Annotated in this window: 18 protein-coding genes; 14 read left to right on the forward strand and 4 right to left on the reverse strand. The window is 67.5% G+C overall.

The genetic code is table 11. The features are described 5' to 3' along the window. Nucleotides 1–9: 9 nt before the first annotated feature. A complete protein-coding gene (locus L1081_RS14165) occupies nucleotides 10–1,863 on the reverse strand; it encodes a M48 family metalloprotease (protein ID WP_489412773.1) in 1,854 nt (617 codons plus the stop codon). Between the two features lie 44 nt (nucleotides 1,864–1,907). On the opposite strand from L1081_RS14165, the gene L1081_RS14170 reads away from it, so the two are divergent. After that, nucleotides 1,908–2,144 carry a DUF1653 domain-containing protein gene (locus L1081_RS14170; protein WP_489412774.1) on the forward strand — a complete coding sequence of 79 codons (237 nt, stop codon included), beginning with the start codon at nucleotides 1,908–1,910 and terminating at the stop codon, nucleotides 2,142–2,144. A gap of 37 nt (nucleotides 2,145–2,181) precedes the next feature. On the opposite strand, the gene L1081_RS14175 is transcribed toward L1081_RS14170, so the two are convergent. Both L1081_RS14175 and purN read right to left on the reverse strand, forming a co-directional pair. After that, nucleotides 2,182–2,496, reverse strand: coding sequence for an I78 family peptidase inhibitor (locus tag L1081_RS14175; protein ID WP_489412775.1), 315 nt, complete (start codon nucleotides 2,494–2,496; stop codon nucleotides 2,182–2,184). 35 nt (nucleotides 2,497–2,531) lie between these two features. Further along, a complete protein-coding gene (gene purN / locus L1081_RS14180) occupies nucleotides 2,532–3,128 on the reverse strand; it encodes a phosphoribosylglycinamide formyltransferase (RefSeq protein WP_489412776.1) in 597 nt (198 codons plus the stop codon). A 143-nt stretch (nucleotides 3,129–3,271) separates the two neighbouring features. On the opposite strand from purN, the gene L1081_RS14185 reads away from it, so the two are divergent. The 4 genes from L1081_RS14185 to L1081_RS14200 all read left to right on the forward strand — a co-directional run bounded on the left by L1081_RS14185 (nucleotide 3,272) and on the right by L1081_RS14200 (nucleotide 7,828). Then, nucleotides 3,272–4,453 carry an acyl-CoA dehydrogenase family protein gene (locus L1081_RS14185; RefSeq protein ID WP_489412777.1) on the forward strand — a complete coding sequence of 394 codons (1,182 nt, stop codon included), beginning with the start codon at nucleotides 3,272–3,274 and terminating at the stop codon, nucleotides 4,451–4,453. 12 nt (nucleotides 4,454–4,465) lie between these two features. Next, a complete protein-coding gene (locus tag L1081_RS14190) occupies nucleotides 4,466–5,581 on the forward strand; it encodes an acyl-CoA dehydrogenase family protein (RefSeq protein WP_489412778.1) in 1,116 nt (371 codons plus the stop codon). Between the two features lie 84 nt (nucleotides 5,582–5,665). Next, nucleotides 5,666–7,018: an alpha/beta fold hydrolase gene (locus L1081_RS14195; protein WP_489412779.1), complete on the forward strand. Its 1,353-nt coding sequence runs from the start codon at nucleotides 5,666–5,668 to the stop codon at nucleotides 7,016–7,018. A 21-nt stretch (nucleotides 7,019–7,039) separates the two neighbouring features. Further along, a complete protein-coding gene (locus L1081_RS14200) occupies nucleotides 7,040–7,828 on the forward strand; it encodes an enoyl-CoA hydratase (protein WP_489412780.1) in 789 nt (262 codons plus the stop codon). On the opposite strand, the gene L1081_RS14205 is transcribed toward L1081_RS14200, so the two are convergent. Beyond that, nucleotides 7,825–8,385, reverse strand: a complete 561-nt coding sequence (locus L1081_RS14205) for an HNH endonuclease (protein WP_012746419.1) — start codon at nucleotides 8,383–8,385, stop codon at nucleotides 7,825–7,827. The genes L1081_RS14200 and L1081_RS14205 overlap by 4 nt on opposite strands. A gap of 166 nt (nucleotides 8,386–8,551) precedes the next feature. On the opposite strand from L1081_RS14205, the gene L1081_RS14210 reads away from it, so the two are divergent. The 9 genes from L1081_RS14210 to L1081_RS14250 all read left to right on the forward strand — a co-directional run bounded on the left by L1081_RS14210 (nucleotide 8,552) and on the right by L1081_RS14250 (nucleotide 19,106). Further along, the gene (locus L1081_RS14210; RefSeq protein WP_012746418.1) at nucleotides 8,552–9,589 is read left to right on the forward strand and encodes a bifunctional riboflavin kinase/FAD synthetase; all 1,038 of its coding nucleotides are present in this window, start codon (nucleotides 8,552–8,554) and stop codon (nucleotides 9,587–9,589) included. Between the two features lie 122 nt (nucleotides 9,590–9,711). Beyond that, complete coding sequence (ileS, locus tag L1081_RS14215; RefSeq protein WP_489412781.1) at nucleotides 9,712–12,576, forward strand: isoleucine--tRNA ligase; 2,865 nt, start codon at nucleotides 9,712–9,714, stop codon at nucleotides 12,574–12,576. Beyond that, nucleotides 12,576–13,088 (forward strand): signal peptidase II, encoded by a 513-nt coding sequence (gene lspA / locus L1081_RS14220; protein ID WP_028254282.1) that lies wholly within the window; start codon nucleotides 12,576–12,578, stop codon nucleotides 13,086–13,088. Before ileS ends, lspA begins: the two co-directional genes overlap by 1 nt. 214 nt (nucleotides 13,089–13,302) lie before the next feature. Continuing rightward, the gene (locus tag L1081_RS14225) at nucleotides 13,303–14,316 is read left to right on the forward strand and encodes a substrate-binding domain-containing protein (RefSeq protein ID WP_489412782.1); all 1,014 of its coding nucleotides are present in this window, start codon (nucleotides 13,303–13,305) and stop codon (nucleotides 14,314–14,316) included. Between the two features lie 51 nt (nucleotides 14,317–14,367). Continuing rightward, a complete protein-coding gene (locus tag L1081_RS14230; protein ID WP_489412783.1) occupies nucleotides 14,368–15,387 on the forward strand; it encodes an extracellular solute-binding protein in 1,020 nt (339 codons plus the stop codon). Between the two features lie 169 nt (nucleotides 15,388–15,556). Then, nucleotides 15,557–16,378 (forward strand): ABC transporter permease subunit, encoded by an 822-nt coding sequence (locus tag L1081_RS14235; RefSeq protein WP_489412784.1) that lies wholly within the window; start codon nucleotides 15,557–15,559, stop codon nucleotides 16,376–16,378. 16 nt (nucleotides 16,379–16,394) lie between these two features. Then, nucleotides 16,395–17,195 carry an ABC transporter permease gene (locus L1081_RS14240; RefSeq protein ID WP_021005985.1) on the forward strand — a complete coding sequence of 267 codons (801 nt, stop codon included), beginning with the start codon at nucleotides 16,395–16,397 and terminating at the stop codon, nucleotides 17,193–17,195. Continuing rightward, nucleotides 17,185–18,246, forward strand: coding sequence for an ATP-binding cassette domain-containing protein (locus L1081_RS14245; RefSeq protein WP_489412785.1), 1,062 nt, complete (start codon nucleotides 17,185–17,187; stop codon nucleotides 18,244–18,246). Before L1081_RS14240 ends, L1081_RS14245 begins: the two co-directional genes overlap by 11 nt. Beyond that, entirely contained in the window at nucleotides 18,243–19,106 is an 864-nt protein-coding gene (locus L1081_RS14250) for a metallophosphoesterase (protein WP_489412786.1), read from the forward strand. The genes L1081_RS14245 and L1081_RS14250 overlap by 4 nt, the downstream gene beginning before the upstream one ends. Nucleotides 19,107–19,141 lie beyond the last annotated feature (35 nt).

Below are 19,141 nucleotides of genomic sequence, written 5' to 3' on the forward strand. Positions count from 1 at the left end.
GGCGGCCTGCTACGCCGTGCGCGTCCAGATCGCCCCGAAAGCCTGCCGCTCGATTTCGTCCAGGGTGGGCGAATGGCCGGCCCAGAGCACCAGCGCCACGCCCGGCAGGCTCAGCGTCTGTTCGAGCTGGCGGCAAAGCTGCCAGCGGTCGTCGTCGTCCAGCCCCGGCAGTTCGACGAACACGACATAGGCCCGGCGCCACGGGAATTCGCGCAGGATCTTGCGCACCAGCCAGGCGCGCGAAATGGGCAGGCAGCGCGAGAGGTCGGCCCGCAGTTCGCCCAGTTCGTGGTCGTTCAGATCGTGCCGGGCGATCTGGCTGAAGAAAGGCGTTTCGGTGATCTCTTCCCAGGCGCGGGCCTCGGCTTCCTCGGCCTCCTTGAGGCGGCCGCGCCACAGCTTGAGCGCTTCTTCGTCGTGCGCGCCCGCATCGGGGTCCTCGAGCGCAGCCACGGCACTTTTCGCGGCCCACCAGCGGCTCGCCGCGCTGGAGTCGTACAGGCGCTCGAGCACGGCCAGGCGCGCCGCGCGGTCGCGCAGGGGCAGCATCTGGGCCAGTCCGCGCAGCGCGCCGGAGTGCTCGGGCGCGATCTGGAGTGCGCGCTCATAGCGGGGACGCACCGGGGCAGCGGGATCGAGTCGGCGCTCGGCATCCGCCCACTCGACCAGCTCGTCGGGCGTGTTGCGCTCGCCCCGCGCCGCGAGCAGGTCGACGCGCTCGCGAATGCGCAACCGATGCGCGTGGTGCTGCTTCCAGTCGCCGGCATGGGCACGGCGCCACTGGTTGTCGAAGTGCGCGATCCACTTGGCGCTGTCGGCCAGCATGGCCAGCGCGGGTTCGACCGACCAGGGCGGCACCACGGCCTTCTGGCCGAGCGCCTCGAGCCGGTCGCGCAGCACCGGATGGGTGTCCTCCAGGTCGCTCACGCACCGCATGGCTTCGCGCAGGGCCTGGCGCGCGAATTCGGCGTCCGGCGGCGTGGCGGCGCGCTCCCTCAGGGCCTCGAAGGGACCGGGCGGCTGTGGCTCCCGCTCGGCGCGCGCCCAGTGCGAGGCCCAGAACTCGTCGGCATACCAGCTGGCCTTGATGGCTATCTCGGTCAGGGCGGCCGCGGCCACGGGCGTGCCCAGCAGGCGGCCGGAGATGCGGTCGGCTTCGTATTCGTCCTGCCGCGCCAGCGCGAAGGTCCGGGCTGCGAAGCGCGGAAAGTACCAGCGGAAGAACGCCTGCGAGACCAGCGCCATCACGCCTTCGTCGCGCTGCAGGCTGGCGTCCAGCTTCAGCCACGAGAGCCGCGTGCGGTAGATCCAGGCACTGAGCTTGCCGTGGTTGCCGCGCAGATGCCCATATTCATGGGCGAGCACCGAAAGCAGCCGCCGCCGGTCCAGCATCATGAGCAGCGGCAGCCCGATGCTCAGGGAATTGACCGCCCCGCCGAACAGCCCGAAGCGCGGCACCTGCCGGATGCTGGCATTGAACTCGTCGTCGAGATAGACGCGGTGGACCGGCGGTCCCTTGATCTTCTTGCGGATGCGCTCGAGCGCCTCGAACAGCGCGGGCGCATCGGCGCGCGAAAGCTCGCGCCCTTCGGGTTCGTCGAACCGGACCCAGAGCGCGCGCAGCGTAGCCCAGAGCAGGCCCAGGGCGAACAGCAGCAGCCAGCCGCGCGTGAAGCTGAAACGCCCGCGTCCGGCGGCCAGCGCGACCCAGGCGATGATGCCGACGGAAAGCCCAAGGCAGGCCAGCACCCAGAGATAGCCGAGCGCCGCAAAGGCCGCGACGCCGCGCCGGTAGCGCGCGCTGTCGTCCGCGCTGGCATGCTCGCTCAGCCTGACGAGGTGAACAAAATCAGCGCGATCCATCCGACTTTCCTCCACCAGCCTCACATTGAAAGGCCAGCAAGAACATGAACGACGACAACGACCTGCCACCCCTGATCGAGACGCCCCTCGGCCGCTATCGGCACTACAAGGGCGGCGAATACGAGGTGCTGGGCACCGTGCGCCACAGCGAAACGCTGGAGCCGATGACGCTGTACCGCACGCTCTATGGCGCGAAGGGGCTGTGGGTCCGCCCGGCTGCGATGTTCGAGGGCACCGTGGAGATCGATGGCGTCCCCCAACGGCGCTTCGCGCCGATCTAGAACGCTAGGTATTCGACAGCACCGGCCCCAGCGCGCCTCAGCCGCAGCGAACGTCCGCTACGCGGCCGCGCGCATCCACATCGAGGTTCAGGCGCCCGCCGTTGAGTTCCATCGTCACTGCCTCGCCGGGCTTCAGTGCGCGGACCGTGCCAGCGCCGGCGCGCACGCGGGCTGCGGCCTCGAGCTGAGGCGACAGCGGCTGGCCGACAGCGAAGCGCGCGCCGTCCGCATTGCACTGGAACACCGGCTCGGGCGGTGCAGCGGATGCGGGGGCTGGTGCGGGGGCTGGCGCGGCGCAGGCCGACAACAGGAAAGCGCCGGCGACCGCGGACAGTAGCGATTGGGTTCTCAATTCGTGCTCCCGAAAACCCGCGAATATAAACAAATTTAAGACGTGTGACTTGATGTATCTGCAAGCCATGCGGCAATGGCGCGTGGATACAACTGATGCTCCTGCGCGAGCACCCGGCCTGCCAGCGTGGCGGCCGTGTCGTCCGGCAGCACCGGCACCACCGCCTGGTCCAGGATCGGGCCATGGTCGAGTTCCGTGGTGACCTGGTGCACCGTGACGCCCGCCACCTTGCAGCCTGCGTCGATGGCCCGCTGGTGCGTGTTCAGCCCCGGAAAGGCCGGCAGCAAGGAGGGGTGGATGTTGACCAGGCGGCCGGCGTAGCGCTCGACGAAGCCCGGGGTCAGGATGCGCATGAAGCCCGCCAGCACCACCAGCGCCGGCGAATGCGCGTCGACCGCCTTCGCCAGCGCCTCGTCGAAAGCCTCGCGTGTCGCAAACTCCTTGTGCGGGACCACGGCGGTTTCGATGCCGTGGGTCCTCGCGATCGCAAGCCCCCCTGCTTCGGCCTTGTTGCTGACGACCACGGCAATGCGGGCGCCGAAACGCTCGGACCAGCGGTCGCGCTCGGCGGCACGCACGATGGCCGCCATGTTGGAGCCGCCGCCGGAGATCAGGATCACGATGTTCTTCATGGGAGGCCGGGATTATCTGTGCTCCGCCCGGCTTGTCGCCGCGCGGACACCGATTCACAGCACGACCGTGCTAAAACTCGAAGTCCGGAGACACGCCGCCGCAACCGCGACGGCGGCGGACCGATCAACACAGCGAGGCACGCATGGATTTGAGCTTCACGCCCGAAGAACAGAAGTTCCGCGAAGAAATTCGCGCCTGGGTCAGAGAAAACCTTCCCCAAGAGATTTCGCACAAGGTGCACAACGCGCTCGAACTGACGCGCGACGATTTGCAGGGCTGGGCCAGGATCCTCGGCAAGAAAGGCTGGCTCGGCTACGGCTGGCCGAAGGAATTCGGCGGCCCCGGCTGGACCGCGATCCAGCGCCACCTGTTCGAGGAAGAAACCGCGCTGGCTGGCGCGCCGCGCATCGTCCCGTTCGGCCCCGTGATGGTCGCGCCGGTGATCATGGCCTTCGGCAATGCCGAGCAGCAAAAGCGCTTCCTCCCCGGCATCGCGAGCGGCGAGGTCTGGTGGAGCCAGGGCTACAGCGAACCGGGTTCGGGCTCCGACCTGGCCTCGGTCAAGACCAAGGCCGAGCGCAAGGGGGACAAGTACATCGTCAACGGCCAGAAGACCTGGACCACGCTCGGCCAGTACGGCGACTGGATGTTCAACCTCGTGCGCACCAGCAACGAGGGCAAGCCGCAGACCGGCATCAGCTTTTTGCTGCTCGACATGAAGTCGCCCGGCGTCACGGTACGGCCGATCAAGCTGCTGGACGGCAGCCATGAAGTGAACGAGGTGTTCTTCGACAACGTCGAAGTGCCGGCCGAGAACCTGATCGGCGAGGAGAACAAGGGCTGGACCTACGCCAAGCACCTGCTCTCGCACGAGCGCACCAACATCGCCGACGTGAACCGCGCCAAGCGCGAGCTCGAGCGCCTGAAGCGCATCGCGAAGAGCGAAGGCGTCTATGAAGACCAGCGCTTCCGCGACGAGATCGCCAAGCTCGAGGTCGACATCGTCGCGCTCGAGATGATGGTGCTGCGCGTGCTTTCGGCTGCCACATCGGGCAAGAACTCGCTCGACGTCGCGGGCCTGCTCAAGATCCGCGGCAGCGAGATCCAGCAGCGCTACAGCGAACTGATGATGCTGGCGGGCGGCGCCTATTCGCTGCCGCTCGTCCGCGAAGCGATGGAAGCCGGCTGGCAGGGCGACTTCCCCGGAGGCAACCCTGCCCTTGCGCCGCTCGCGTCGACCTTTTTCAACATGCGCAAGACCACCATCTACGGCGGCTCGAACGAAGTGCAACGCAACATCGTCGCGCAGACGGTGCTGGGCTGAGGAGACAAGAACATGGATTTCAATTTCACCGACGACCAGGAACAGCTGCGCGACGCCGTTCGCAAATGGGTCGACAAGGGCTATGACTTCGAACGCCGCCGCGGCATCGAGGCCAAGGGCGGCTTCTCGCGCGAGGCCTGGGACGAACTGGCCGAGCTCGGCCTGGGCGGCCTCTACATCGCCGAGGACGACGGCGGCCTGGGCATGGGCCCGGTGGCCGGCATGGTGGTGATGGAAGAGCTGGGCCGCGGCATCGTGCTGGAGCCCTTTGCGCAGACGCTGATCGCCGGCGCCGTGCTCAGCGGCTACGCCAGTGCCGACACCAAGGACAACTGGCTGCCGCGCATCGCCGGCGGCCAGGCCATCGTGGTGCTGGCTCATCAGGAACGCAAGTCGCGCTATCGCCTCGACGTATGCGAGGCCAAGGCCGCGAAGGCCGGCGACGGCTGGTCGCTGACGGGCGCCAAGAGCGTGGTGCCCGTGGGAGACGAGGCCGACGCCTACCTGGTGCCGGCCAAGGTCGACGGCAGGATCGCCCTCTTCCTGGTCGAACGCAGCGCCAGCGGCGTCGAGGCCCGCGGCTACGGCACGCAGGACGGCGGGCGCGCGGCCGAGGTGGTGTTCGACAAGGCAGACGCCACGCTGGTCACGGCCGATGGCCTGGCCGCGCTCGAATATGCGGTGGACGTCGGCATTGCCGCCACCTGCGCCGAAGCGGTCGGGGTGATGGACAAGACCGTGGCCCTCACCGTCGACTACATGAACCAGCGCAAGCAGTTCGGCGTGACCATCTCCACCTTCCAGGCGCTGCGCCACCGCGTGGCCGACATGAAGATGCAGCTCGAGCTCGCGCGCTCGATGAGCTTCTACGCGACGCTCAAGCTCAATGCGCCCGCCGAGGAGCGGCGCCAGGCAATGGCGCGCGCCAAGTACCAGCTCGGCACGTCGATGCGTTATGTCGCCGCGAACTCGGTGCAGTTGCATGGCGGCATCGGCGTGACCGATGAATACATCGGCAGCCACTATTTCCGCAAGCTCACGCAGCTCGAAATGACCTTCGGCGACACGCTGCACCACCTGGGCGAAGTGTCGGCGCGCATGCAGGACACGGCCGGCGTCTTCGCCTGACGCTGTTTTTCCCATAGCATCCAACGCCCGCCCGCCTTGCGCCGGCGGGCGTTCTTACTGGAACCTGCCAGGAACACACATCACATGCCATCACGCCGCACCCTACTGGCCCTCGGCCTCGCATCGACCGCCATGCTGACCGCTTGCGCCACCGCCCCCTCGCCTTCGTACACCGAACGCCCGCCGATCGTCTTCATGCACGGCAACGGCGATTCGGCCGCGCTCTGGCTGACCACGATCTGGCGCTTCGAGTCGAACGGCTGGCCGCGCGACCGGCTCTTCGCGCTCGACCAACCCTACCCGCTGGCGCGCGACGACGATGCCGTGGCCCAGCCCGGCCGCAGTTCGACCACCGATTCGGCCCTCTTCCTGAAGGCCGAGGTCGACAAGGTGCTGAAGGCCACGGGCGCCGCCAAGGTGGTGCTGATCGGCAATTCGCGCGGCGGCAACACGATCCGCAACTACGTGCAGAACGGCGGCGGCGCAGCTGTCGTGAGCCATGTGGTGCTGGGCGGCAATCCGGCGCACGGCATCTGGGCCGTGAAGGGCTTCCGCGAGAACAACGAGTTCTCGGGGCTCTCGGGCTTCATGCAGCAGCTCAACGCGCCGAAGGGGCCAAACGGCGAGGAGGTTACGCCGGGCGTGAAGTGGCTCACGCTGCGCTCGGACAACAACGACAAGTACGCCCAGCCCGACGGCGTGTGGATCGGGGTGCCGGGCCAGCCGACGAACATCGGCTTCGACGGACCGGCGCTCAAGGGCGCGACCAATGTGGTGCTGCCGCGCGTGGACCACCGGGAAACCTCGTTCTCTCCCGCGGCGTTCGCGGCGACCTGGCAGTTCCTGACCGGCGAAGCGCCGCGCAGCACGGCGGTGGCGCCCGAGGCGAAGGTCGTGCTCGACGGCAGGGCGGTGGGCGCGGAGAACCTGTCGCTCAATGGCGGGCAGGTCACCGTGTACGCCGTCGATCCGGCCACGGGCGCACGGCGCGGCAATGCGGTGCACAGCAAGAGCATCGGCGCCGATGGCCGCTGGGGTCCGTTCAATGCGCGCGGCGACACGGCCTACGAGTTCGTCCTTGGCGCACCCGGCTACGGCATCACGCACATCTACCGCAGCCCGTTTCCGCGCAGCAGCCGCGTCGTGAACCTGCGGCCCGAACGCCTCGCGCCGGCCGATGGCAGCGCCCAGGCGGTGGTCGTCTTCACGCGGCCGCGCGGCTACTTCGATGCAGAGCGCGACACCATGCGCTTCGACGGCCAGAGCCCGCCGCCCGGCGTGCCGCCCAGAGGCTCCGGCGTGTCGAGTTCGCGGTTGCGGGTGGCCGCCGCGCAACCCCAGCGCGCGGTGACCGGCGAATTCAACGCGGAGCGCATCACCGGCCTGACCTGGCCTGCGGCGCAGCAGCACGTGACGGTGCTCGAACTGACTTACTGATCCATCGATGAGGCCAAGGACATGAGCGACGCAACCTCTCCCTTCGTGCTGGCGGCACGCGATGCGCGCGGCGTGGCCACGCTGACGCTGAACCGCCCGGCCTCGTTCAACGCCCTTTCCGAGGGCATGCTCGGCGCGCTCGAACAGGCGCTCGGCGAAATTGCAGCCGACGATACGGTGCGCGCCGTGGTGATTGCGGCAGCGGGCAAGGCGTTCTGCGCGGGCCACGATCTGAAGGAAATGCGCGCCCAACCCTCGCTCGGCTACTACCAGCGGCTGTTCGAGCGCTGCGGCGCGATGATGCTGTCGATCCAGCGCCTGCCCGTGCCGGTGATCGCGCGCGTGCACGGCATTGCAACGGCCGCGGGTTGCCAGCTGGTCGCGGTATGCGACCTGGCGGTGGCCTCGAGCGAGGCGCGCTTTGCGGTCAGCGGCGTGAACGTGGGCCTGTTCTGCGCCACGCCGAGCGTCACCCTGTCGCGCAACCTCGGCCGCAAGCAGGCATTCGAGATGCTGGTGACCGGAGAATTCATCGGCGCGGAGGAAGCCCTCGAGAAGGGCCTGGTCAACCGGGTGGCCCCGCCCGGCGAACTCGACGCCGCAGTGGAGGCGCTGGTGGCCAGCATCGTCGCCAAGCCGCGCCAGGCGCTCGCGCTCGGCAAGGCGCTGTTCTATCGGCAGCTCGAAACCGGCATCGAGGCCGCGCTGGCCGACGCCAGCCAGACCATGGCCTGCAACATGATGGACGAGAGCGCGCTGGAAGGCGTCCAGGCCTTCATCGAGAAGCGCCCCCCGGACTGGAAGCGCTAGGTGTCGTGCAGCCGCGAACTCTGCGGCAGGTGCGCCATCAGGAATTCCATCTGGTCCGCCAGGATGCGGCGGTTTCGCAAAATGAAATCTTCCCAGAGGCTGGGTACGTAGGGTGCGTACAGCAGCGGCATGTTGGCCTGCTCGGGCGTGCGGCTGCTCTTGCGGTGGTTGCAGGGCCTGCAGGCCGTGACCACGTTCATCCAGGTGTCGATGCCGTTCTGCGCGAACGGAATGATGTGCTCGCGCGTGAGCTCGTCTTCGTGGAAATGCCCGCCGCAGTAAGCACAGATGTTGCGGTCGCGCGAGAACAGCTTGCTGTTGGTGAGCCCCGGGCGCTGGGTGAAGGGGTTGATGCGCGGCACGCCCTTGGTGCCGATGATGCTGTTGATCGCGATCTGCGATTGCTGGCCGGTGATGGCATTGTGGCCGCCACGGAACACGGCCACCTGCGCGCCCACCTCCCAGCGGACTTCGTCCGCTGCATAGTGGATGACCGCCTGTTCGAGCGATATCCATGACTGGGGCAGCCCTTGGGCCGACAGCTTCAAGACCTTCACCACACGCCTCCTCAAAAAGGGAAGAATCACGGAAAGACCAGGGACACGGAGCGCGCCGGAGACCACTTCAAGCGACGCACTGAGTCACAATATACCGGCTTTGTGACAAAACGGCCTGATGTGCCCATTCGACGGGCAAAAGGCGCTATCAAAAAGATACCCACCCATGCAGGTTTTCCGCGGCTTCCGGCACCCGGGCGTGGCTCCGGCCTGCGCCCTCACCATCGGCAATTTCGACGGCGTCCACCGTGGCCACCAGGCCATGCTGGCGCTGCTGCAGACCGAGGCGCGCCATCGCGGCCTGCCCAGCTGCGTGCTCACCTTCGAGCCGCATCCGCGCGACTACTTTGCCGCCGTCACCAAAAAACCCGACCTGGCGCCCGCGCGCATCGGCACGCTGCGCGACAAGCTCACCGAACTTGCGGCCTGCGGCGTGGCGCAGACGGTGGTGCTGCCCTTCGACGGCCGGCTGGCCTCCCAGTCGCCCGAAGCATTCATCCAGAACGTGCTGATCGACGGCCTGGGTGCGCGCTACGTGCTGGTGGGCGACGACTTCCGCTTTGGCGCCAGGCGGGCCGGCGACTACGCCATGCTCGACGCGGCCGGCGATGCGCACGGCTTCGACGTGGCGCGCATGAACAGCTACGAGGTCCACGGCCTGCGCGTTTCCAGTTCGGCCGTGCGCGAGGCGCTGGCCGAAGGCCGCATGGCCGATGCTCAGCATCTGCTCGGCCGGCCCTACACGATCTCGGGCCACGTGGTTCATGGCCGCAAGCTCGGCCGCGCATTGGGCGCCTCGGCACCCGGCAAGGACGACGGTTTTCGCACCCTCAACCTGCGCTTCAAGCACTGGAAACCGGCGGCCAGCGGCATCTTCGCGGTGCTGGTGCACGGGCTGGCCGACCAGCCGCTGCCCGGCGTGGCGAACCTCGGCGTGCGGCCCTCGTTGGACGCCAACGACGTCAATGCCGGCCGCGTGCTGCTGGAGACGCATTGCCTGGAGTGGCCCTCGCATCTGGGAGCCGAAGGGGCCTACGGTAAAATCGTCCGCGTGGAACTCCTGCACAAACTGCACGACGAATTGCGCTACACCAGCCTCGAGGCCCTGACTGCGGGCATCGCAAAGGATGGGCGCGACGCGCGCGCGTTCTTTGCGTCGACCCACGCCGAAACCCACCGCCAGACCACGCGCGATCGAATTTAGCCCTGCACGCACCGTGCTGCCGCCCTTCGACAAGCTCAGGGCGAACGGCTTTTCTTCCGCACCGACCGCTCAAATGCAGTTCGGGCTGAGCCTGTCGAAGCCCCTCTGTTTCGCACCCCAACATGTCTGACGCCGCTTCCCCCACCGATTACCGTTCCACGCTGAACCTGCCCGACACCCCCTTCCCGATGCGCGGCGACCTGCCCAAGCGCGAACCGGGCTGGGTCAAGGAATGGAACGAAGAAGGCCGCTACCACCGCCTGCGCGACGCCCGCCACGGCGCGCCCAAGTTCATCCTGCACGACGGCCCGCCCTACGCCAACGGCCAGATCCACATGGGCCACGCGGTGAACAAGATCCTCAAGGACATGATCACCAAGGCGCGCCAGCTCGAGGGCTACGACGCGCTCTACGTGCCAGGCTGGGACTGCCACGGCCTGCCGATCGAGAACGCCATCGAAAAGCAGTACGGCCGCAACCTGAGCCGCGACGAGATGCAGGCCAAGAGCCGCGCCTACGCCACGGAACAGATCGCGCAGCAGATGGCCGACTTCCAGCGCCTGGGCGTGCTGGGCGAATGGGACCATCCCTACAAGACGATGGACTTCGCCAACGAAGCCGGCGAGCTGCGCGCCTTCAAGCGCGTGATCGAGCGCGGCTTCGTCTACCGGGGCCTCAAGCCGGTGTACTGGTGCTTCGACTGCGGCTCGTCGCTGGCCGAGTTCGAGATCGAATACGCCGACAAGAAGAGCCAGACCCTCGACGTGGCCTTCAAGGCGCATGACCGCGAGAAGGTGCTCAAGGCCTTCGAGACCGACCACACGATCCTCGGCGACATCTTTGCCGTGATCTGGACCACCACCGCGTGGACCATCCCGGCCAACCAGGCGATCAACCTGAACCCCGAGATCGAATACTCGCTGGTCGACACCGAGCGCGGCCTGCTGATCCTGGCCAACTCGCTGGTCGAGATGTGCATGACGCGCTATGCGCTCGACGGCAAGGTGCTGGCCACGGTCAAGGGCGAGAAGCTCGGCGGGCTCGAATTCGAGCATCCGCTGTACGACATGAAGGATGAGAACGGAAACCGCGGCTACCAGCGCCTGTCGCCGGTGTACCTGGCCGACTACGCCACCGCCACCGACGGCACCGGCCTGGTCCACTCCTCGCCCGCCTATGGCGTGGACGACTTCAACTCCTGCATCGCGCATGGCGTGGCCTACGACGACATCCTGAACCCGGTGCAGGGCAACGGCAGCTACGCGCCCGACTTCCCGCTCTTCGGCGGGCAGAACATCTGGAAGGCCGTGCCGGTCATCATCGCCGCGCTGCGCGATGCCAACCGCCTGCTGACCACCGAGACCATCACGCACAGCTATCCGCACTGCTGGCGCCACAAGACGCCGGTGATCTACCGCGCCGCGGCGCAGTGGTTCATCCGCATGGACGAAGGCGAAGGCGTGTTCACCAAGGACAAGGCGCCCAAGACGCTGCGCCAGACCGCGCTCGACGCCATCGAACAGACCAGCTTCTATCCGGAGAACGGCAAGGCGCGCCTGCACGACATGATCGCCGGGCGGCCCGACTGGTGCATCAGCCGCCAGCGCAGCTGGGGCGTGCCGATCCCGTTCTTCCTGCACAAGGATTCGGGCGAGCTGCATCCGCGCACCATGGAAATCCTCGACCAGGCCGCCGACATCGTCGAGAAGGGCGGCATCGAGGCCTGGAGCCGCGTCACGGTTGAAGAGATCCTGGGCGCCGAAGACGCGCCGCACTACACCAAGAGCACCGACATCCTCGAGGTGTGGTTCGACTCGGGCTCGACCTTCTATCACGTGCTGCGCGGCACGCACCCGAACGTGCACCACGAGAGCGGCCCCGAAGCCGACCTGTACCTCGAAGGCCATGACCAGCACCGCGGCTGGTTCCATTCGTCGCTGCTGATCGCCTGCGCGCTGGAAGACCGCGCACCGTACCGCGGCCTGCTTACGCACGGCTTCACGGTGGATGCCAAGGGCATCAAGATGAGCAAGTCGCTCAAGAACGGCATCGACCCGCAGGAAATCAGCAACAAGCTGGGCTCGGAAATCATCCGCCTGTGGGTGGCCGCGAGCGACTATTCGGGCGACATCGCAGGCGACGACAAGATCCTCGCGCGCGTGGTCGATGCCTACCGCCGCATCCGCAACACGCTGCGCTTCCTGCTGGCGAACACGAGCGACTTCGACATCGCGAAGGATGCCGTGCCGCTCGAAGAGCTGTTCGAGATCGACCGCTATGCCCTCTCGCGCGCGGCGCAGTTCCAGGCCGAGATCCTCGCGCACTACAAGGTGTACGAGTTCCATCCTGTGGTGGCCAAGCTGCAGATCTACTGCTCGGAAGACCTGGGCGGGTTCTACCTCGACATCCTGAAGGACCGGCTCTACACGACCGCACCGGGCTCGCTGGCGCGCCGCAGTGCGCAGACGGCGCTCTGGCACATCTCGCAGGCAATGCTGCGCTGGATGGCGCCCTTCCTGAGCTTCACGGCCGAAGAGGCGTGGAAGTTCGTGAGCACGGGCAAGCCGGGCGAGTCGATCTTTGCGCAGACCTACAGCAAGTTCGCCGCGCCCGACGAAGCACTGCTTGCGAAGTGGGGCCGCATCCGCGAGATCCGCGATGTGGTCAACAAGGACATCGAAGCCGTGCGCGCCGAAGGCAAGGTCGGCTCGTCGCTGCAGGCCAAGCTGCAGCTCAGCGCACCGGCCGACGACTTCGCGCTGCTGGGCTCGCTGGGCGACGACCTGAAGTTCGTCTTCATCACTTCCGCCATCGAACTGGCGGCGGGCGAGGCGCTGTCTTCGGTGGTGACGCCGAGCAGCGCGCAGAAATGCGATCGCTGCTGGCACTACCGCGACGACGTGGGCCACGACCCGGCGCATCCGACGATCTGCGGCCGTTGCACGAGCAACCTGTTCGGTGCCGGCGAGCCGCGGAGCTTTGCCTGATGGCGGCGGCACGCACCATGTCGGCATCGCGCTCGCGCAGCGGCAGCATCTGGCCATGGCTCGGGCTGGCGGCGATCATCCTGATCATCGACCAGTTCACCAAGACGCTGATCCTGGGCTACTACAAGCTGGGCGATGCGACCTACGTGACGAGCTTCTTCAACGTGGTTCGCGCGCACAACACGGGCGCCGCGTTCTCGTTCCTGGCGGACCACTCGGGCTGGCAGCGCTGGTTCTTCACGGCCATTGGCGTGGCGGCCGCGGTGTTCATCGTCTGGATGCTGAAATCGCACGCGGGGCAGAAGCTCTTTTCGTTCTCGATGGCCTGCATCCTTGGCGGGGCGATCGGCAATGTGATCGACCGGATGATGCATGGCTACGTGGTGGACTTCCTGAGCTTCCACGTCGGCAACTGGTACTTCCCGGCGTTCAATGCGGCGGACAGTGCGATCACGTTGGGGGCGATCTGCCTGGTCCTGGATGAGATACGGCGGGTTCGGCGGGGGAAGTAGCGCCTTTATCTAGGAGCGCGCTGGCGGTTTTTGGCAGCGCGCCCGGCAGGCGGTGCGGTGTCGTGGATGCCGCTGCCCTCACCCCGGCCCTCTCCCGGAGGGAGAGGGAGCAAGACGGGGCTCGCACGCGAGGGTTTCTCCCCACTTTCACAGCCTGTCATGGCGGGGTCATACTGCCGCGGTGAAATGTAATCGATTACATGACACCGGACGAATGAGCATCCAAGCCGTTGCAGCCAAAGCCGGGGTTTCCGTGGCCACTGTGTCGCGGGCCTTTAATTTCCCCGACAAGGTGACCCGCTCCACGCGGGAGCTGGTGGAACGCGTCGCGCGTGAACTCGACTACGTGCCGAACGCCAGTGCGCGCACCTTGCGCACCCAGCGCAGCCGTGCGCTGGGCGTGGTGCTGCCGACGCTGCTGAATCCGACCTTTGCCGAATGCCTGCAGGGCATCGCGCGCGCGGCCATCGCCGGCGGCTACGCGATCATTCCGGTCACCACGGGCTACCAGCTCGACGAGGAAGAGCGTGCGGTCCACCTGCTGCTCGCCGGCAATGTCGACGGGCTGATCCTCGTGGTTTCCAATCCTTCCACGTCGGCCGCGCTGGCCCGGCTGCGCAGCGCCGGCACGCCCTACGTGCTGGCCTACAACAGGCACCCCGAGCATCCCTGCGTGACCGTCGATGGCGAAGCGGCCGTGGCCGATGCGGTGGCGCGGCTGGTGCTGCTGGGGCATCGCCGCATCGCGATGGTCAGCGGCACGCTCGCCGCCTCCGACCGCGCGCAGCAGCGCTATCGCGGCTACCGCAAGGGCATGGCCGATGCCGGGCTCAAGGCGCCTTCGCTGATCGAGGTGCCGTTTGTCGAAAGCGCGGTCGATGCCCTCGCCGGCGTGCTGCAGGCGCCTGGCCGGCCCACCGCGCTGGTCTGCTCGAATGACTTGCTCGCCATCCGCAGCATCCGCGCCGCGCACCTGGGCGGCCTTGGCGTGCCGGACGACCTCAGCGTCATCGGCTTCGACGGCATCGCGCTCGGCGAAGACCTGACGCCGGCGCTCACCACCATCGCACAGCCCAACGACGACATCGGCCGCCGCAGCGTCGAGCTGCTGATCCAGGCCATGGCCGGCGGCACCGCGCTGCAGGCCGATGCGAGCCTGCTGCTGCCGTACTTCTTCCGGGACGGCGAGTCGTGCGCGGCCGCGCGCAACACCACCGCCACCCGCTGACCGATCACCTCGCTACCACCGCCCGCCCCTCACCATCCAAGGAGTTCTTTCATGTTGTCTTTCCGTTTCTCCCGCATGGCCCGCCTGGGCATGCTCGCCGCCACGCTTGCCGCCGGCAGCACGGCGGCCATGGCCCAGACCGCCATTTGCTACAACTGCCCCACCGAATGGGCCGACTGGGGCACGCAGCTCAAGGCCATCAAGGCCAAGACTGGCATCACGGTGCCGGCCGACAACAAGAACTCGGGCCAGTCGCTCGCGCAGCTGGTGGCAGAGAAGGCCAGCCCCGTGGCCGACGTCACCTACCTGGGCGTAACCTTCGCGGTGCAGGCCCAGAAGGACGGCGTGGTCGAGCCCTACAAGCCGGCCGCGTGGAAAGACATTCCCGACGGCCTGAAGGACCCGGCCGGGAACTGGTTCACCATCCACTCGGGCACGCTCGGCTTCATGGTCAACGTCGATGCACTCAAGGGCAAGCCGGTTCCGAAGTCGTGGGCCGACCTGCTCAAGCCCGAATACAAGGGCCTGATCGGTTACCTCGATCCGGCCTCGGCCTTCGTGGGCTATGTCGGCGCGGTGGCGGTGAACGAGGCGCGCGGCGGCACGCTGGACAACTTCGCGCCGGCCATCGACTACTTCAAGGCGCTGCAGAAGAACGAGCCCATCGTGCCCAAGCAGACGTCCTACGCGCGGGTGCTGTCGGGCGAGATCGCGATCCTGCTGGACTACGACTTCAATGCCTACCGCGCCAAGTACAAGGACAAGGCCAACGTTGCCTTCGTCATCCCGAGCGAAGGCACGCTGGCCGTGCCCTACGTAATGAGCCTGGTCGCCAAGGCGCCGCATGCAGCAGAAGGCAAGAAGGTGCTCGACTTCGTGCTGTCCGACGAGGGCCAGGCGATCTGGGCCAAGGCCTACCTGCGGCCAGTGCGCGCGAGCGCGATGCCGAAGGACATCGAGGCGCAGTTCCTGCCTGCTACCGAATACGCCCGCGCGAAGAGCGTGGACTACGCGCGCATGGCCGAGGCGCAGCGTGCGTTCTCTGATCGCTATCTCAAGGAAGTGCGCTGAGGTTCTTTGTTCAGGGCCCGCACCCGCCGATGGCGTACCTTGCTCCGCGAATGTCCGCCGGCCTTCGGGCTCCTCCTTGATTTCGCTGCGGGGAGCACCCGGTGGCCTGTGCACGCGCCCCGAACAAGACAACAGCGCCAGGAGCAACAGCGCGAAATAAAAAACTGAGATGAAGCAACCCAACGCCTGGAACCCACGCTGGCGCCTGCTCGCCTGCGCAGCCCCCGCCGCCGTGTTCTTCGCTGCCTTCTGGCTGCTGCCGGTGGTGCGCCTGCTCACGCTGCCGGCGAGCAAGGGCTGGTCCACCTACTTCGCTGTGCTCACCGACTCGCGCTACCTGCAGAGCATGGCCAACACCGTCGCACTGTCGGTGGCGGTGACGTTGACGACCCTGGTGCTGGGCGCCGCCGTCGGCATCTACCTTGCGAGGCACGCTTTCGCGGGCAAGCGCATGCTGCTGTCGCTGCTCACGCTGCCGCTGTCCTTTCCGGGCGTGATCATCGGTTTCTTCGTGATCCTGCTCGGCGGGCGGCAAGGGCTGGTGGCCGACATCGGCGACAGCCTGTTCGGCGAACGCATCACCTTCGCCTACGGCCTGCTCGGGTTGTTCCTCGCGTACCTCTACTTCTCGTTGCCGCGCGCCATTGCCACCTATGCCGCCGCGGCCGAGGCCATGAACATGCAGCTGGAAGAAGCCGCGCGCTCGCTCGGCGCCTCGCGCCTGCGCGTGGCGCGCGACGTGTGGATGCCCGAACTCGCGCCCACCACGCTCGCATGCGGCGCGATCCTGTTCGCCACCTCGATGGGAGCCTTCGGCACCGCCTTCACGCTGGCCAGCAAGTTCGAGGTGATCCCCATCACCATCTACAACGAGTTCACCAACTACGCCAATTTCGCGCTCGCCGCATCGCTGTCGATTGCGCTGGGCCTCGTGACCTGGTTGGTGCTGTTCGCCGCGCGGCGCTTCGGCGCCAACCCGGTGGCGCGCTGAATCAAGGAACTCCCTCATGCGAAAGAACACGCAACCCAGGGCGCCCTTCCTGCTGGCCATCACCGTGCTCGTGAGCCTCTTCATGATCGCGCCGATGCTGCTGTCGGTGATGGCGGGCCTGGTCAACAACTACAGCGCGGGCCTGAAGAGCGGCCTCACGCTGCGCTGGCTCGGCGAAGTGTGGGAGAACTACGGCGGCACCGTCGGCTGGTCGCTCGCGCTGGCGCTGGCCTGCGTGGTGGGCACCGTGCTGCTGGGCGTGCCCTGCGCCTATGCGCTGGCACGCAGCCGCTCGCGTGCGGCGCACATCTTCGAGGAGTTGCTCACGCTGCCGGTGGCGGTGCCGGGGCTGGCCACGGCGCTGGCGCTGATCCTTGCGTACGGCCAGCTGACGGCCTTTCGCCAGAGCTTCGCTTTCATCCTCGTGGGCCACATGGTGTTCACGCTGCCGTTCATGGTGCGCACCGTGAGTTCAGCCTTCCAGCGCGACGACCTGCTCGCGCTCGAGGAGGCGGCCCGCTCGCTGGGCGCGAACTTCCGCCAGCGCTTCATGGGCATCCTCGTGCCCGCCGTGTTCCCCGCCATCGTGGCCGGCAGCCTGATGGTGTTCACGCTCTCGGTGGGCGAGTTCAACCTCACATGGATGCTGCACACGCCGCTCACGCGCACCCTGCCCGTGGGCCTGGCCGACAGCTATGCCTCGATGCGCATCGAGATCGGATCGGCCTACACGCTGGTCTTCTTCGCGGTCATCCTTCCGGTGCTGTGGGGCCTTCAATATCTTGCCAACCTGATGCAGAAACGCCATGGAACTTGAACGCATTCCCATCGATATCACGAACTGCGCGAAAACCTATGCCGACGGCACGCGCGGCCTGCTGCCCACCCACCTGCACGTGGAAGCCGGCGAAGTGCTTGCGCTGCTCGGACCCTCGGGCTGCGGCAAGACCACGCTGCTGCGGCTGATCGCGGGGCTCGAAGCGCCCGATGCGGGGAGCCGCATTGTGTTCGGCGGGCAGGACGTCACCGACCGGCCCGTGGAGCATCGCGGCGTGGGCATGGTGTTTCAGAGCTATGCGCTTTTTCCGCAGATGACGGTGGCGGCCAACATCGGCTATGGGCTGCGCATCCGCGGCGTGGCGCCGGAAGAGGAAAGGCGCGCGGTGGGCGAGCTGGTCGACCTGACGCGGCTGGGCGGCCTGGAGAACAAGCGCCCCGCCGAACTCTCGGGCGGCCAGCGGCAGCGCGTGGCGCTGGCGCGCGCCGTGGCCGTGCGCCCGCGCGTGCTGCTGCTCGACGAGCCACTGGCCGCGCTCGACGCCAAGCTCAAGGAGTCGCTGCGCGACGAGCTCGCCGAGCTGCTGCGCCGCCTGCACATCACGGCCATCCACGTCACGCACGACCAGCAGGAGGCACTGGCCATTGCCGACCGCCTGGCGGTGATGAGCGCCGGGCGCATCGTGCAGATCGGCCGTGGCGAAGAGCTGTACCGCGCGCCGGCACATCCCTTCGTTGCGGAGTTCCTGGGCCGGGTCAACCGCCTCGCGCGCGAAGCCGACGCCATTGCGCAAGGCATTGTCCGACTCGGCGGAAGCACCCTGCCTTGCCCACCCGCCTGGCGCAGCCATGCGATGCTGCTGGTGCGCCCCGAAGACGTCGAAGTGAGTGCGCCGCGGCCCGACTGGGGCGCTGCCACGGTCGAGCGCCGCACCTTCCTCGGCGACCGCGTGCAGCTGCAATTGCGCCTGCAGGACCAGCCCCTGCTCGTGGCCGACGTGGGCCGCGACACGCCCTTCGGGCCCGGCGATCCTGTGGGCCTGCGCATCCTGCCCGATCGCCTGATGACGTCGCAGGAGACCATCGCATGACGACAACAACGACGACACAAGACACCGCCTTCCTGGTCCAGCTGACCGACCTGCACATCCGCGAGCCGGGACGCCTGGCCTATGGCCGCATCGACACCGCACCCTACCTGGAGCGCGCGGTGCAGTCGGTGCTGCGGCTGCCGCAGCAGCCCGACGCCGTGGTGATCACGGGCGACCTCAGCGACTTCGGCCGCGCGGCCGAATACGAGCACCTGGCGCGCCTGCTGGCGCCGCTCACGATGCCGGTCTACCTGATGCCGGGCAACCATGACGAGCGCGACCAGCTGCGCCGCAGTTTTCCCGGCCATGCCTACCTGGCGGCGGGCGTCGGCTCGGCCGGCTTCGTGCAGTACGCGGTGCGCGTGGGCGCGCTGCGCCTGCTCACGCTGGACACCTGCGTGCCGGGCGCGAGCCACGGCGAGCTGTGCGGCGAACGGCTGGCCTGGCTCGAGGAGCAGCTCGATGCCTGCCGCGGCGAGCCGGTGGTGATTGCCATGCACCACCCGCCTTTCCGCACGCTGATCGGCCACATGGACGAGATCGGCCTGCTGCAGGGCACCGAGGCGCTCGAGGCGCTGGTCGCGCGGCACCGCAACGTGGAGCGCGTGATCTGCGGCCACCTGCACCGCGCCATCGACGTGCGCTTCGGCGGCACCATCGCATCGACTTCGCCGGCGCCGGCGCACCAGGTCTGCCTGGACCTGTCGCCCGATGCAGCCTCGACCTGGACGCTGGAGCCGCCGGGCTTCAGGGTCCACGCCTGGTCGGCCCGGGACGGCCGGCTCGTCACCCATCTGGCGGCTTCCGGCAGCTTCGAAGGGCCTTTTCCCTTCCATGACAACGGAGCGTTGATCGACTGAGGCCATACATGTGGAAAATGGGGCCGCAAACGAAC

The sequence above is a fragment of the Variovorax sp. MSC1_012 genome (genome assembly GCF_023667525.1).
Taxonomy (GTDB): domain Bacteria; phylum Pseudomonadota; class Gammaproteobacteria; order Burkholderiales; family Burkholderiaceae_C; genus Variovorax; species Variovorax beijingensis_B.